15 protein-coding genes and 1 pseudogene are annotated in these 14139 nt (G+C 74.8%); 10 read left to right on the top strand and 6 right to left on the bottom strand.

Annotated features, from left to right (window positions below; translation table 11 throughout):
* Nucleotides 1-157: 157 nt before the first annotated feature.
* A complete protein-coding gene (locus ACGFYH_RS21110) occupies nt 158-1084 on the top strand; it encodes a sirohydrochlorin chelatase (protein WP_393804675.1) in 927 nt (308 codons plus the stop codon).
* A 364-nt stretch (nt 1085-1448) separates the two neighbouring features.
* Here the strand turns inward: ACGFYH_RS21110 and ACGFYH_RS21105 are convergent, their stop codons facing one another.
* Both ACGFYH_RS21105 and ACGFYH_RS21100 read right to left on the bottom strand, forming a co-directional pair.
* The gene (locus ACGFYH_RS21105) at nt 1449-2486 is read right to left on the bottom strand and encodes a lactonase family protein (protein WP_393804674.1); all 1038 of its coding nucleotides are present in this window, start codon (nt 2484-2486) and stop codon (nt 1449-1451) included.
* A 137-nt stretch (nt 2487-2623) separates the two neighbouring features.
* Complete coding sequence (locus ACGFYH_RS21100) at nt 2624-4117, bottom strand: FUSC family protein (RefSeq protein ID WP_393804673.1); 1494 nt, start codon at nt 4115-4117, stop codon at nt 2624-2626.
* A 219-nt stretch (nt 4118-4336) separates the two neighbouring features.
* Between ACGFYH_RS21100 and ACGFYH_RS21095 the strand changes: the two genes are divergently transcribed.
* The 3 genes and pseudogenes from ACGFYH_RS21095 to ACGFYH_RS21085 all read left to right on the top strand — a co-directional run bounded on the left by ACGFYH_RS21095 (nt 4337) and on the right by ACGFYH_RS21085 (nt 5829).
* On the top strand, nt 4337-4855 hold the full coding sequence (locus tag ACGFYH_RS21095) for an Lrp/AsnC family transcriptional regulator (RefSeq protein WP_393804672.1): 519 nt from the start codon (nt 4337-4339) through the stop codon (nt 4853-4855).
* Between the two features lie 7 nt (nt 4856-4862).
* Nucleotides 4863-4988: pseudogene (locus ACGFYH_RS21090) on the top strand (beta-L-arabinofuranosidase domain-containing protein); the annotation flags it as partial.
* Nucleotides 4989-5088: 100 nt separating this feature from the next.
* Nucleotides 5089-5829: a DUF4142 domain-containing protein gene (locus ACGFYH_RS21085; protein ID WP_393804671.1), complete on the top strand. Its 741-nt coding sequence runs from the start codon at nt 5089-5091 to the stop codon at nt 5827-5829.
* Between the two features lie 19 nt (nt 5830-5848).
* Here ACGFYH_RS21085 and ACGFYH_RS21080 read toward each other — a convergent pair whose 3' ends face one another.
* Entirely contained in the window at nt 5849-6634 is a 786-nt protein-coding gene (locus tag ACGFYH_RS21080) for a LysR substrate-binding domain-containing protein (protein WP_393804670.1), read from the bottom strand.
* 58 nt (nt 6635-6692) lie between these two features.
* Between ACGFYH_RS21080 and ACGFYH_RS21075 the strand changes: the two genes are divergently transcribed.
* Nucleotides 6693-7091: a DUF5997 family protein gene (locus ACGFYH_RS21075; protein WP_393804669.1), complete on the top strand. Its 399-nt coding sequence runs from the start codon at nt 6693-6695 to the stop codon at nt 7089-7091.
* A gap of 106 nt (nt 7092-7197) precedes the next feature.
* On the opposite strand, the gene ACGFYH_RS21070 is transcribed toward ACGFYH_RS21075, so the two are convergent.
* The 3 genes from ACGFYH_RS21070 to ACGFYH_RS21060 form a co-directional block, all read right to left on the bottom strand.
* Nucleotides 7198-7689 carry a DUF1360 domain-containing protein gene (locus ACGFYH_RS21070; protein WP_393804668.1) on the bottom strand — a complete coding sequence of 164 codons (492 nt, stop codon included), beginning with the start codon at nt 7687-7689 and terminating at the stop codon, nt 7198-7200.
* A gap of 44 nt (nt 7690-7733) precedes the next feature.
* Nucleotides 7734-8120, bottom strand: coding sequence for a DUF2267 domain-containing protein (locus ACGFYH_RS21065; protein ID WP_393804667.1), 387 nt, complete (start codon nt 8118-8120; stop codon nt 7734-7736).
* A 75-nt stretch (nt 8121-8195) separates the two neighbouring features.
* The gene (locus tag ACGFYH_RS21060) at nt 8196-9272 is read right to left on the bottom strand and encodes a galactosyldiacylglycerol synthase (RefSeq protein WP_393804764.1); all 1077 of its coding nucleotides are present in this window, start codon (nt 9270-9272) and stop codon (nt 8196-8198) included.
* 249 nt (nt 9273-9521) lie between these two features.
* Between ACGFYH_RS21060 and ACGFYH_RS21055 the strand changes: the two genes are divergently transcribed.
* From ACGFYH_RS21055 to ACGFYH_RS21035, 5 genes are read left to right on the top strand one after another with little or no spacing between them, the layout of a single operon-like run.
* A complete protein-coding gene (locus tag ACGFYH_RS21055) occupies nt 9522-10376 on the top strand; it encodes an SDR family NAD(P)-dependent oxidoreductase (protein ID WP_393804666.1) in 855 nt (284 codons plus the stop codon).
* Between the two features lie 16 nt (nt 10377-10392).
* Nucleotides 10393-11301 carry a DMT family transporter gene (locus tag ACGFYH_RS21050; RefSeq protein ID WP_393804665.1) on the top strand — a complete coding sequence of 303 codons (909 nt, stop codon included), beginning with the start codon at nt 10393-10395 and terminating at the stop codon, nt 11299-11301.
* A gap of 45 nt (nt 11302-11346) precedes the next feature.
* Entirely contained in the window at nt 11347-11478 is a 132-nt protein-coding gene (locus ACGFYH_RS21045; protein WP_393804664.1) for a hypothetical protein, read from the top strand.
* A gap of 23 nt (nt 11479-11501) precedes the next feature.
* Complete coding sequence (locus ACGFYH_RS21040) at nt 11502-12245, top strand: polysaccharide deacetylase family protein (RefSeq protein WP_393804663.1); 744 nt, start codon at nt 11502-11504, stop codon at nt 12243-12245.
* A 54-nt stretch (nt 12246-12299) separates the two neighbouring features.
* Nucleotides 12300-14078 carry a glycoside hydrolase family 15 protein gene (locus tag ACGFYH_RS21035; RefSeq protein ID WP_393804662.1) on the top strand — a complete coding sequence of 593 codons (1779 nt, stop codon included), beginning with the start codon at nt 12300-12302 and terminating at the stop codon, nt 14076-14078.
* Nucleotides 14079-14139: the final 61 nt, after the last annotated feature.

Here is a 14139-nt window from a genome sequence, read left to right as displayed (position 1 = left end):
GACCGTGCCGGGCGGCTGGGAATCGGTCCGCCGGGGAGGTGAATCATGCCGATGTCGGCCGATCCGTACATCACTCATCAGACAAAACCGGACGGATACCGCTCACCTGCACCCTCCCCGAACAGGGAAACACCGGAAACCAGTAACATGCGGCGCCATGAGCTCCCCCACTGGGCCCGCGTCCGGCCTGCCAGTACGAATGCCGCGCCCCCGCCAGCCCGGACGGCACCGCCGTCCCGAACCCCTGGTGGCTCCCGAGGGCGCGCCGGCGCTCGTCCTCGCGGTGCCGGGGACGCCCAGTAGCGCCACCCGAAGCCTCGCCGACGAGGTCATCAGCATCGCCCGGTCCGAGCTGCCCGGGCTCGACGCCCGAATCGGCCATCTCGACGGAGACGACGACGCCGAGTTCCCCTCCCTGCCCACCGTGCTCGTGCGGGCCGCCGAGGAGCGCACCGCCCGCTTCGAACAGGCGCGCACCGCCGGCCTGGACGTGAAGGAGCCCGAGGGCCCCGTCGCGGTCGTCGTGCCGCTGCTCGCCGGGCCGGACAACGCACTGCTGCGCCGGATCCGGCAGGCCGTCATGGACAGCAGGATCGCGGCCGAGCTGACCGACGTGCTCGGACCGCACCCGCTGCTGGCCGAGGCGCTGCACGTGCGGCTCTCCGAGTCCGGGCTGGCCCGCGCCGACCGCGCCCGGCTGTTCACCGTGGCCACCGCCGCGGACGGCATCATCCTGGCCTCCGTGGGCGGCGACGAGGCCGTCCAGGCGGCCGGTATCACCGGCATGCTGCTCGCCGCGCGCCTCGCCGTGCCGGTGATCGCGGCGGCGCTGGACGAGGAGGGTTCGATCGCGTCCGTGGCCGAGCAGCTGCGGTCCTCGGGCTCCCAGCAGCTGGCGCTCGCGCCGTATCTGATCGGCCCGGAGATCGATGCGTCCGTACTGGAGGAGGCGGCCAAGGAGGCGGGCTGCTCCACGGCCGAGCCGCTCGGCCCGTATCCGGCGATCGGCAAGCTGGCGCTGGCCAAGTACACGACGGCGCTCGGCATCTCGCCGCAGCAGCCGCAGGGGACGCCGGTGCGGTGAGCCCGACGGCGCCCGTGCGGGCGTGAGAGGGGGCCCGCGCCGGGGAGGAGCGGGCCCCTCTCACCAGTGCGGGAGGCAGTTGCCGCCGGCCGACATCGCATCCTGCGCCGGTGCGGGCCGGCGGCAGGACGCGCTGCCGGCGCCACGCGGCACCTCCCCCGCTCTCGGCTGCGCTGGAGTGGGGAGGCCGGACTCCCCTCGCCGGCCCGCGCGTCCTGGGGCCGCCCAGCCCGTTCAGGCACCGGGGGCACGACTGCCCCCTGCTGGGGGTGCGTGCGACTGCCCGCAGCTCGGGCGCTGTGCGCTGCCCGCGGCTGCGGCTGCGGCTGCGGCTGCGGCTGCGGCTGCGGCTGCGGCCACCGGATCAGCCGAGGATCACGCAGGACGCCGCTGGTACCGCGATGGAGCCGGTGCGGCGGGGGATGCCCGTGGCCGGGTCGAGGGCGAACCAGGTCACGTCTCCGGAGCGCTCGTTGGCCGTGTACAGGAAGCCGCCCTCCGACACGGTGATCTCGCGGGGCCAGTGCCCGCCGCAGGGCACCGTGGCGGACAGCCGGAGCCCGTCCGGTTCCACGGCGAACACGGACAGGACGTCCTCGCCGCGGGTCGCCGTCCACACGAAGCGGCCGTCGGGCGAGACGGCGATGCCGGACGGGTAGGCGTCGCCCGCCGGAGCCCCCGGCAGCACCGGTACCTCGGTGAGGGGCTTGAGTACGCCGTCGGCGGGGTCCCAGTGGCAGGCGGTGACGGTGGGCGCCAGTTCGTTGACGACGTAGGCGTGGGAGCCGCCCGGGTGGAAGGCCAGGTGCCGCGGGCCCGATCCCGGACGCAGCGCGACCTCCCGGTGCACGGCGGGGGCACCGTCCGCCAGGGTGCAGACCCGCACCGAGTCGGAGCCGAGGTCCACGCTGACGGCCCACCGCCCGCTCGGGTCGGGCCGCACCTGGTGGGCGTGCGGTCCCTGCTGCCGCTGGGCGTGCGGGCCGGAGCCGGTGTGCCGCAGGACGCCGGACGCGGACCGGGCGAGGGTGCCGTCTGCGCGGACCGGCACGGCGGAGACGCTGCCTGAGCCGTAGTTGGCGGTCAGCACGTGCCCGGCGTACACGCTGAGGTGGGTCGGCCCGTCGCCCCCGACGGGCACCGGCCGCCCGGTGGGCTCGGGCCTGTCCCCGCTCACGCGGTAGGCGGCCACCGCGCCCTCGGCGGTCTCGCTGACGGCGTAGAGCGTGTCCCCGTCGGGCGCCAGCGCCAGGTAGGAGGGGTCGGCCAGCCCTTCCGTGCCGCTGACGACCGTGAGGGCGCCGCTGTCGGGGGCGACGGCCGCCGTCAGGATCCCGGGGCCGCCGGCCGCCGTGAACGACCCGATGTATGCCCGCCGCTGCCGCCTGCCGCCGTCCGTCACCGCTGCCCCTCTCGTCCCGCTTCGTCCTGCCCGCTTCATCCTGCGTCACGTCGAGTGCCGACCTGATCGTCCGCCCCGGAGCGACGGTAGCAGTCGATCATCTGCGGTCTAGACAAATGGGTGTCGGGTACGGGGGTTCAGGCGTCGGCCAGTCGGGAACCGGACGGGGTGCGCAGCGGGGCGGCGAGTTCGGCGAGGGCGTGTTCCAGGCCGTGGAGGTGTGCCAACGCGGGTTCGGAGGCGCGCGGTCCACCCACGTCGTGGGCGGGGACGGCGCCGCCGCCGGTGAGGGCCTCGACCGCGGTCTCGACACGCCAGCAGGCGGCGGCCAGCCGGGCGTCGTGCGAGGCCTCGGGATCGGCGGCGACTGCGACCAGGCCGCGGATCTCCCGGGCGCAGTCGTCGAGCAGGTCCAGCACTCGCCGGGCCCGCCGCCTGCGGCCGTGCATCGGGCTCAGCGGGTGCACGAGCGGGGCGACCGACAGCCTCACCCTGGCGAGCAGTTGCTCCAGTTCGGCGACGCGCGGCGCCGGGTCGGCGCCCTCGGCTCCGGCGAGGCGGGCGGCGGCCTCGGCGGTGCAGACGTGCACGCAGCGCAGGGCGCGCTGGATCCAGGCGTCGGTGACGGCGTGCGTGGTGACGGGCAGGAGGAGGAGCACGGCGAGCGCCGCGCCGAGCGCCCCGACGCCGGTCTCGGCGAGACGCAGGGCGAGCAGGCCCGGGCTGAGGACGCCCAGGAGGCCGTAGAGCAGTTCGGCGAGCAGGGTCACGCAGAGCATCATCCAGGTGTAGGAGACCGCGGCGGTGTAGAAGACGCCGAAGACGCAGACGGCGGCGAGTACGGCGGTGGGCACCGGGGCACCGGCCAGCGGCACGGCGATCAGGAAGCCCAGGCCGATGCCGACGACCGTGCCGAGGACCCTGCGGAAGCCGCGCACCAGCGTCTCGCCGCGCGAGGTGGTGTTGACGAACACCCACCAGGCGGCGCCGACGGCCCAGTACCAGCGCTCGCCGGACACCAGCTGGCCCACGATCAGGGCGAAGCCTGCACCCGCGGTGGCCTGTACGGCCTGCCGGGTGGTGACGCGGGCGAGCCCGGTGCCCGCGAGCGGTGCGGGGGCGGTGGGCGCGGGGCGGCGGCGCTCGTAGCACCACAGGCCGAAACGCACCGCCGCGGCGGCGGCCACGGACAGCAGGACGGCGGCGAACATCTCGGGCAGCCGGTCCGTGGTCGCGTGCAGGAACTGGGCGATGAAGAAGGTCATGAAGGCGAACACGCCGAGGCTGTGCCCGCGCGGACCCCAGCGCCGCGCGTACACGCCGGCGCCGACGACGGCGAGGAAGGTGAGGTCCCGGGCCACGGGATGGTCGTGCAGCGCGGCCGCGGCGGTGAGCACGGGCAGCCCGGCGACCGGCAGCAGCGCGGTGGTGACGGCCTGGCCGCGCACGGTGGCGTCGGTGACGGTGAACAGCGCGAGCAGGGCGGCGAGCCCGCCGATGACGGCACCCACCAGAGAGGTACCGGCCAGGCCGCACACCACGACGGCCAGCCCGATGCCGAGGACGGCCCGCGCGGCGAATCGCAGCCGGGACCGTCCCGGGTCCGGACTCACGAACACCCATTTCAGCACTGAATACCGCCCCCTCGCTCGCTCACGCCCACCGGCCCGGAAGTCACCGCACGCAAAAGGCGCCGCGGGGTCCGCAGCGCCATCGACGTATCCATAGGAGCATCTCCACCGCCAGTGGCTCAACAGGCAGCTCACCAAGTGGGCCATTGGTACACTGATGACGGCCTTCACACGGCCACCGAAGTACCAATGGCCGACGAGAGGGGGCCGGAGCCGGGAATGGCCGTCGACGAGCTCGACACCCGGATCCTGCGGCTGCTGCTGGAGCAGCCGCGCACCAGCGTGCGCGAGTACGCCCGGCTCCTCGGGATCGCCCGCGGCACGCTCCAGGCCCGGCTGGACCGCCTGGAGCGCGACGGCGTGATCACCGGCACCTCCCCCTCCCTCTCCGCCGCCGCGCTGGGCCACCCGGTGCTCGCGTTCGTGCACATCGAGGTCACCCAGGGCCATCTGGACGAGGTGGGCGAGGCGCTGGCGGCCGTGCCGGAGATCGTCGAGGCGTTCTCCATCACGGGCGGCGGGGACCTGCTGACCCGGGTCGTGGCACGGGACAACGCGCACCTGGAGGACGTGGTGCAGAAGCTGATCAGCCTGCCCGGCGTGGTCCGCACCCGCAGCGAGGTGGCGTTGCGGGAGCGCGTCCCGCACCGGCTGCTGCCCCTGGTGGAGTCGATCGGACGCGCGGAGCTCGGCTCCCGAGTCCCGGCCGCCCGAGCCCTTGGCGTCCTGGACCCATGAGCCAATCTCGGCGGCCGAGAGCTGCTGCGCGTACAACATGCTCGAGCTGAGCCGGACGCTGTTCTTCCACGACCAGGGCCCGGCGTGCATGGACTGCTCCGAGCGGGCCCGATACAACCAGGTGCTCGGCTCCGGACTGGCCCCAGCGACTTTTTTGCCCTGGGAGGTGATCAGACCGGCGCTCGCATCCGTACCCCCTGGTGTCCGAGCCTGTCCGCACCCCAGGAGGCACGATGCGCATCACGCGCACCACGGCAGGGACCGCCTTCGTGGCCGGTGCCCTGGTCCTCACCCTCACCGCACTCGCCTACCCGACCATGCTCGGGGTCCGCAACGCGGGCAGTGACCAGGCCCGGATCATCACGAACACGCGGTACGGACCGCTCACCGAGCAGGACCGGGACTTCGTGGTGAAGGTGCGTGCGGCGGGGCTGTGGGAACACCCGCTGGGGCTGATGGCCATGGAGCGGGGGACGACACCGGAGATGAGGGAGGCCGGTGAGCACCTGGTCGTCGGCCACTCCGGGCTGGACGCCACCTGCCGGAGGATCGCGCCGGAGCTGGGCATCACTCTGCCCAACCTGGCGTCACCGCAGCAGCAGCAGTTCGTGTCGACGGTGAACGGGACCACGGGCAGGCAGTTCGACACCACCGCGGTCAACATCATGCGGATCACGCACGGCCAGATCTTCCCGGCCATCGCCAAAATCCGGGCCAACACCAAGAACTCCCTGGTGCGGCAGCTCGCCGACCAGGCCAACGACACCGTCCTCGACCACATCACCGTGCTGGAGAAGACCGGGCTGGTCAACTTCGACCAGGTCAACTTCCAGCAGACCGCCCCGCCGAACCTGCCCAAGGCCCAGCTCACGCCGCCGGCTCCGCAGGCGGGCGAGCCGGTGCTCTCCCTCACCGCGCCGCCCGGACTTGACGTCAACACCTCGGTGCCGACGCCGAGTCCGACGGTCCGCTGACGCGCCGGGTGCCCGCGGGTCAGCGCCGGCGCGGCCTGCCGCCGCGGCCACCGCCCTTGCCCCTGCCGCCGCTTGCCCCCCGCTGGCTGCCACCGGCGCCGCGCCGGGCGCCTCCCGTCTGCTTCCCGGCCGCCGGTTCGCGCCGGGCGGTGGCGGCTTCGGGGCGTCCGCCCTTCGAGCGCGCCGCTTCGGGCTGCCGGCCCCGGGTGCTGTTGACGGTCCGGCCCCGGACGATGCCGATGAGGTCCTCGACGCGGTCCGTGTGCGCGTCCTGCGGCCAGGACAGGGCCACACCCGACCCGGGGGCGTCCGTGACCGTGCGGTACGTGAGGTCCCTGCGGTGGTGCAGCCGGGCCAGCGACAGGGGTACGAGCAGCACGCCGATCCCGGCCGCCACCAGCTCGACGGCGTCCGCGGTGGTGGCCGGACGCTCGAGGGCGGGCCTGCCCGGCAACCGGTCCCAGCCGAGGACGTCGTCGAGAGGGTGCAGCACGATCTCGTCGGCGAGGTCCTCGACGGTCACCTCGTCGGCCGCGGTGACGAGGTGGTCCCCGGGGATCACCACGACCGTGGTCTCGGTGTAGAGGGGGATGGCGCTGAGCACGGTCCGGTCGACGGGCAGACGCACCAGTCCGGCGTCGGCGTCGCCGCCCAGCAGCACGTCGCCCGCCCCGGCGGCGGGGACCTGGGTCAGGGCGAGGGGGACGTCCGGCAGCCGCTCGTTCCAGATGCGCGCCCACTTGTCGGGCGTCACCCCCGGGACGTACGCGAGCCGGAACGAGGGGGGAGCTTCCGAGCCTGTCACCCGGCCAGGTTACCGGGCGTGGTCGGGAGCCGCTCACACGATCGATACCCTTGACGGCATGACGTCGCACCAGAACACCCAGACCATGAAGCCCGCGACCGCGGCGAAGAAGCTGGGTGTGTACCTCGAGGCCACACCCGCCGAGTTCCAGGAGGGCGTCGTCACACGCGCCGAGCTGAACGCGCTTCAGGCCGACCCGCCGTCGTGGCTCAGCGACCTGCGGCGCGACGGTCCGCACCCGCGGCCGGTGGTGGCGGCGAAGCTGGGCGTCTCCATCGCGGGCCTGCACCGGGGCGGGGTCACGGAGCCGCTCACCACGGAGCGGATCGAGGCACTGAAGCAGGAGCGCCCGGAATGGCTGGAGCGGGAGCAGGCCGTCCAGGCCGACGTGCGCAAGGAGGCGGCCCGGGTGAAGAAGCTGCACGCCGATCGGGCGGAGCACGCCGAGCGGGACTGACCGGCTCGCGGCCGTTCACCGCCGGGTCAGCCGCTCCCCCGTGCCCGCGGTCCCCGTGTCCGGGCCCGCCCCCCGCGTCCCGGCCGGTCCCCGCGTCACGGCCCGCTCATTCCTCGGCCTTCTGCGCCGTCAGGCTCCACGCGTACTGCAGCCAGTCGGACACCACGACCGCGCTGAGGCCCGCGCACAGCATCCGCCCCGCCCGGGGCGCGACGGCGTAGGTGCCGGCGAGTCCGCCGGCCACCCAGGCGGAGGTGCAGAACGGGCAGGAGATCAGGTCCCCGACGGCGCGGCGCAGCCCGGTGCCGCGCCCGGCGTCCATCACCTCGTTGGCGTTGCCCTCCCGCTCACGGCGGGTGAACGGCGCCCGCAGGAAGCTGGTGACCCTGTCCTTGGTCAGCAGCCGGGAGGCCTTGAACGTCGCCGTTCCCAGCAGGGCCACGTCCCACGCGGGAACGGTGTCCGGCAGCCGGACCCCGCGGCGCCACGCCGTCACCGCGAACACCCCCGCACTCGCCGCGAAGATCGTCGCGAGCGCCGCGTAGCCGCCGAGAGGTGTCTCCTCCCCGTCGGCGTAGCGCTGCTCGACGTCCGTCATGGGTAACTCCTCGGGCTCGGTGGGCCGTCCTCGGTGGACCGGTCTCAGTGGGGTGCCGGGCCCCCGAAGAGGTCGGCGCAGTCCGCGGGCAGCCGAGTCAGCAGACGGTCGACGCGTTCGCGGGGTACCGCTTCGGCGAGGGTGGAGAGCACGGCTCCCGCATCCCATTCCGCGGTGCGCGGCCGGGCGCCGGTCTGCTGGGCCACGCGCCGGAGGAACTCCTCGCGTCCGAAGTACTCGGGGCGCCCGCGTTCCAGGCGCAGCGCGTCGTCCAGGGGTGCGGGCAGGCCGGAGGCCAGACCGGCGGCCTCCTCGGACGGTATGCGGGACGCGACCACCCACAGGACGGCCGTCGTGACCTGTCGGGCCTCGTCGTCGCTGTGGAACTCCCCGCGGTCGCGGACCCGGGTCAGGAACTCGTCGAGCCGCACGACGTCGCCTCCTTGTGCCGCTTCGCGCTCCGGGACGGGTGCCCCGGGTCGGGGCAGGGAAACGGGCGCACGGTCTCACCGTCGTGCGCGCGCGGCGTCGGCGAGCTCGGTCACCCGGGTCAGGGGATCCGCGTGCCGGGTGAACAGCGCGCGTCCGGCGGCGATCCGCCGCCGCCGGTCCGGGCCCGGGGCGGTGAGCCGCCGCAACGCGCCCAGCAGGGCGGTCTCGTCCTCGGCGACCTCGGACACGCCCAGCGCGGCCATCCGCCGGACGCCGTCCGCGCCGTGGCCGGGTAGCGGGCGGTGGGCCACGACCGGCAGTCCGGCGGCGAGCGCCTGTACCGCGGTCTGGCCGGCGGCGTTGTCGATCAGGGCCTGGGCGGCGTGCAGCAGGCCGGGCATGTCCGTCACCCAGCCCAGGGCGAGGGCGCCCGGTGCGGCGGACAGTGTGCGACGCAGCCGCCGGTTGTCACCGCAGAGCACGACCGGCAGGTAGCCGTGGTCCGTCAGGAACCGGACGGTCGCGTCCAGGTGCGAGCCGACTCCCCAGGCCCCGGCCGACAGCACCACGGGGGGCCGCCCGGGGCCGAGCCTGCCGAACAGTTCCCGCCACTCGGTCGCCTCGGGGGTGTCGGCGAAGAACTCGGGGGCCACGACAGGGGCGCACGTTCCCGCGCGCGCGCCCGTGCCCTCCCGCACCTCGCGGGCCGCGTCCTCGGTGAGACACAGGCAGTGGTCGTTGCCGGGGTGGAGCCACTGGCGGTGGATCTCGAAGTCGATCACGAGGACGGCGCTGGGCACGGGCAGCAGCCCCCGGCCCCGGAGGTGACCGGTCAGCTGTGCGCCCAGATGGAAGACGGGGACGACGACGTCCGCGCCCGTGCGCTCGGCCAGCTCGCGCAGCCTTCGGCCGGCGAGCCTGGCCAACGGTGTCCCGCTGGGACGGCGTCCGGTGCCGGGGCGCAGAAAGAGCCGGTACAGGGCGGCGTACGCCCAGGGGAAGTGGCGTACCGACCCGCGGTAGAAGGACCTCAGAGCGCCGCCCAGGCCGTACGGAAGCAGGGTGAGGACGTCGACGACCAGGGCGTCGTCGCCGCGTTCCCGGGCCCGGCGGACCAGTTCGGCGGCGACGGTGTCGTGACCGGCGCCCATGCTCGCGCTGATCACCAGCAGACGTCTGCCGTCCCGCGGACCGCGCGGGGCGGCGCGGCGGCGGGGCGCTGATGGGCTGCGAGGACGCACGGCGGACCAAGTTGCCCGACCGCCGGAATCCAAACCACTGCACAAGCGGGCGTTTCGGGTGCGCCCCCGAGGGATACTCCGTGACCGCCCGTCCGGCCGGACGCCGGAGCCCGACCGCCCGGTCGCTTCCCGGTGCCGCCCCGAGCCAAGGTGGTCCCCATGGTCCATGCGTCTTCCCGTCCCCGGTCCGTCCCCGGGCCGCAGGCCGTCGCCCCCGACGCGGACCGCGCACGGCCTCGGCGGCAGTCCGTCGGGGGCCGGGAGACGCGGACCCGCACGGCGCTCGTGACGGGGGCGTCCTCCGGGATCGGCGCGGCCGTGGCCCGCCGTCTGGGCGACGAGGACGGCTGGCGGCTGGTGCTCACCGGACGTGACCCGATGCGGCTGCGCCAGGTCGCCGACGACACGTCGGCCACCGCGTTCGCCGCGGATCTCACCCTGCCCGGCGCCGACCGGCAGCTCGCCGACTTCACGCTGGCCACGGCCGGCCCGGTGGACCTGCTGGTGGCGGGAGCAGGCGTGGGCTGGGCCGGGGAGTTCCGGGACATGCCCCCGCACACCATTGACGAGGTGTTCGACATCAACGTGCTGGCCACGCTGCGGCTGGTGCGACTGCTGCTGCCGGGGATGGTGGCGGCGGGTTCGGGGCGGGTGGTGCTCATCGGATCGCTGGCGGGCTGTGTCGCGGTGCGCGACGAGGCCGTGTACTCCGCCGCCAAGGCCGCGGTCGGCGCCTTCGCGGACTCCCTGCGCTACGAGTTGCGGGGCACCGGCGTGGGGGTCACTCATGTGGTGCCGGGCGTCGTCGACACGCCGTTCTTCGAGCGCCGCGGCGCTCCCTACCAGCGGTCCAGGCCGCGTCCGGTGCCTCCCGAGCGGGTGGCCGACGTGGTGCGGACCGCGGTGCTCCGGGGCCGGGACGAGGTGTACGTGCCCTCCTGGCTCCGTCTTCCGTGCCGGGTGCGGGGGGCGGCGCCGGGTCTGTACCGGCGGCTGGCCGCGCGGTTCGGATGACCGGGAGCGCGCCGCGGTGAGTGTTCTCACCGTCGTACTGGCCCTGTTCGCGGCGCTGTCCAACGCGGCGGCGTCGGTACTGCAACGCCGGGCCGCGGCCCAGGACGAGGACCGGGCGGGGGCCAGGCACACGGCGGTGCGCTCACTGCTGCGGCTGGTGCGCGACCGGTACTGGGTGGGCGGGGCGGCGCTGCTCGCCCTGACGACGGTGCTGCAGGCGGCCGCGCTGGCGGTGGGCAGTCTGGCCGTCGTCCAGCCGCTGATGGCCAGCGAGCTGCTGTTCACCCTGGTGGTCGGCAGCGCGGTATTCCACCGGCGTCCGGATTCGCGGACGTGGCTCGCGTTCGTGGCCCTGGCGGCGGGGCTCGCGCTGTTCCTGGGCTCCGCCAACCCGTCGGCCGGTGACAGCACCGCCGCCCCCGGCCGCTGGGGCTGGGCGGGACTGGCGCTGTTCGTCCTGGTGACGGGCCTCGCCTCGGTCGGCAGCCTGCTGCGGGGGGCGCCCCGCGCGGCGCTGTTCGGATCGGCCTCAGCGGTCGGCTTCGGCGGTACGGCGGCGCTGCTGAAGGAACTCACCGGGCGGCTCCCCCAGGGGGTGGGCGAGGTGCTGACCCAGTGGCCGCCGTACGCCACGGCCGTGGTGGGTGTGGTCAGCTTCCTGCTGCTCCAGAGCGCTTTGCGGGCGGGCACCCTCGCGGCCTCGCAGCCTGCGCTGACCCTCGGCGACGCGCTGACCAGCGTCGCCCTTGGCTGGGCCCTGTTCGGCGAGGAGATCCAGCTCGGACTACGGGTGCTGCCCGAGTTGATCGGTGTGACGCTGATCGGCCTCGGCAGCGTCGGGCTGGCCCGGGCTCCGTCGGTCCACGGCGCCTGGGACACGGCCCCGGCGGCGCGGGACGGACCGGGGCGGGCGATGAGGCGGTGAGCCGACCGCACGCCCTGAACGGCGACGAGACCGACCGCGCTGAACGTGCGCGATGTACCCGATGTTCCCGACGCGCTGCTGTGCTGCTGTGCTGCTGTGCTCGACCCGCTCGACGCGCTCGGCCCGCTCGACGCGCTGGGCCCGCTCGACCTCGGTGTGATGACGTGCTGGATGTAGGAAAAGGACCGGAGGCACCACGGATGCGTCAGCAGTTTCGCACCGGACGGGCGGTGTACGCCGTCGCACCGGTCGTCGCCGCAGCGCTGGCCCACATCGGTCCGGCCGCGACCTGGCTGCCGGGGCTGAGGCGGCGCCGGTTCCCCGGTCTGGCCGGGCTGGGCAACCCCGGCCACGTCGCGCTCACCTTCGACGACGGCCCGGATCCGGCGTCCACCCCGCACTTCCTCGACGTACTGGACGGTCTCGGGGTACGGGCGACGTTCTTCGTCCTGGGCGAGAACGCCGTACGCCACCCCGCGCTGGCCCGCGAGCTGGTCCTGCGCGGGCACGAACTCGCCGTCCACGGCTGGGCCCACGACCGCCCCTGGCGGCCGTCACCGGCACGGGACGCGCGTGACTTGCTGCGCGCCGTCCACGTGGTGGGCGAGACGGCCGGCCGCGCCCCCCGCTGGTACCGGCCGCCCTACGGCATCCTCACCACCGGACGCTGGGCAGCAGCCCGCCGCGCCGGGCTGCGACCGGTGCTGTGGACGGCGTGGGGCAAGGACTGGCGGCACGACGCCACGCCCGCCTCGGTACGTGCGACCGTCGCGGCGGACCTGCGCGGGGGCGGCACGATCCTCCTCCACGACACCGACCACGCCTCCGCGCCGGGCAGCTGGCGGGCCGCGCTCGGCGCGCTGCCGGACATCGTGCGCGACTGCCGGGAGGCGGGGCTGGCGGTGGGTCCGCTGAGCGTGCACGGGGTGGCCGGGTGCCGGTGACGGCAGGGACGGCGGCACCGTTTCGATCACCGGCGCCGGGATAGCCGTAGCGTCATGAAGCACAGCGACGGTCAGCCCACTGCCGCACCGGACACCTCCTGCCCACCCTGGGCGCTGCGCGAGTACGCCGTTCTCGCCGACGGCGAGCGCGGGGCGGTCCTGGATCCACGGGGCCAGATCGTGTGGCTGTGCGCCCCGCGGTGGCACGACGACGCGGTGTTCTCCGCGCTGATCGGCGGAGCCGGTCACTTCACCGTGGAGCCCGCGGACCCCTGGCACGTCTGGGGCGGCTCCTACGAGGAGGGCACGCTGATCCGGGTGAGCCGGTGGGTGACCGCCGACTGCGTGATCGAGTGCCGCGAGGCCCTCGCGCTGCCGGCCCGCACGGACCGGCTCGTGCTGCTGCGCCGCATGCGGGTGGAACGGGGCGAGGCACGCCTGAATCTGGGCCTGGATCCGCGGCCGGGCTTCGGCGAGGAGCGGATGCGCGACCCCCGGCAGGAACGCGGAGTGTGGACGGCCGAGGCGAAGGGGCTGCGGATGCGGCTCGCCGGGGCCCCGGACGCGGTCTGGCGGGACGGGACCGGACTGCGCGGCGAGTTCCGGCTGCGCGAGGGTGAGACGCACGACCTGATTCTGGAACTGTCCGAAGGACGGGAGACCGGACCGCTCGACGCCGACGCGTTGTGGCGGGCCACGGAGCGGGAGTGGCAGCGGGCCGTCCCGGACTGTTCGCGGCTGGTCGCGCCCCGCGACGCCCGGCACGCGTACGCCGTGCTGCACGGGCTGACCAGCATGTCCGGGGGGATGGTGGCCGCCGCCACCACGTCCCTGCCGGAGCGGGCCAACAGCGGGCGCAACTACGACTACCGTTTCGCATGGCTGCGCGACCAGTGCTACGCCGGTCTCGCGGTCGCCGCGCACGGGCCGCACCCGCTGGTCGACGACGCCGTGCGCTTCGTCGCCGAGCGCCTCCTCGCGGACGGCGACGGGCTGCGCCCCGCCTACACGGTCGACGGGCGGCCGGTCGGGGAGGAACGGTCCCTGCGGCTGCCCGGCTACCCCGGCGGCGTCGACCACATCGGCAATGACGCGGGCGCCCAGTTCCAGCTGGACACCTTCGGCGAGGCGCTGCAGTTGTTCGCCGCGGCGGCCGCGCACGACCGGTTGACCGAGGAGGCGGAGCGGGCCGCCGTCGTCGCCGTGGACCTCGTCGAGCGGCAGTGGCTGAAGCCGGAAGCGGGTCTGTGGGAGCTGGAGGACCGGTGGTGGACCCACTCCCGGCTGAGCGTGGTGTGCGGCCTGCGGCGGATGGCCGAGGTGCTGCCCGGTAGGCAGGGGCGCCGGTGCGCCGGCCTCGCCGACACGGTACTGCGGGAGACCCGGCGCCGGTGCCTGAACGCCGACGGCCGCTGGCGGCGGGCCGAGGACGACGACGGACCCGAGGCCGCGCTGCTGGTGCCGATGGCGCGCGGCTGCGCGTCCGGCGACGGGGACGGCGACGCGGCCACCCGCGCGTACATCGAGTCCCGGCTGGCCGAGGACGGGTACCTGTACCGCTTCGAACACCCCGGTGTGCCGCTCGGGGAGGCCGAGGGGGCCTTCCTGCTCTGCGGCTTCACGATGGCGCTCGCCACGCACCGGGTCGGCGACCAAGTAGGCGCGTTCCGGTGGTTCGAGCGCACCCGGGCGGCCTGCGGACCGCCCGGGCTGTACGCCGAGGAGTACGACGTGCGCCAGCGCCAGCTCCGCGGCAACCTCCCGCAGGCCTTCGTGCACGCCATGATGCTGGAGTGCGCGGTCCGCCTGGCCGGCGAGTCGGCCCTGCCCTGAGCCTTCGGGCGTTCGTCACCGGCCCGTCCGTCCGCGGGACCGCACGCCCGAAGCGGCGGAC

The sequence above is a fragment of the Streptomyces sp. NPDC048392 genome (assembly GCF_043200575.1).
Classification (GTDB): domain Bacteria; phylum Actinomycetota; class Actinomycetes; order Streptomycetales; family Streptomycetaceae; genus Streptomyces.
The sequence above is the reverse complement of the archived record's forward strand: the minus strand, read 5'-3'. Positions and strand labels throughout refer to the sequence as shown.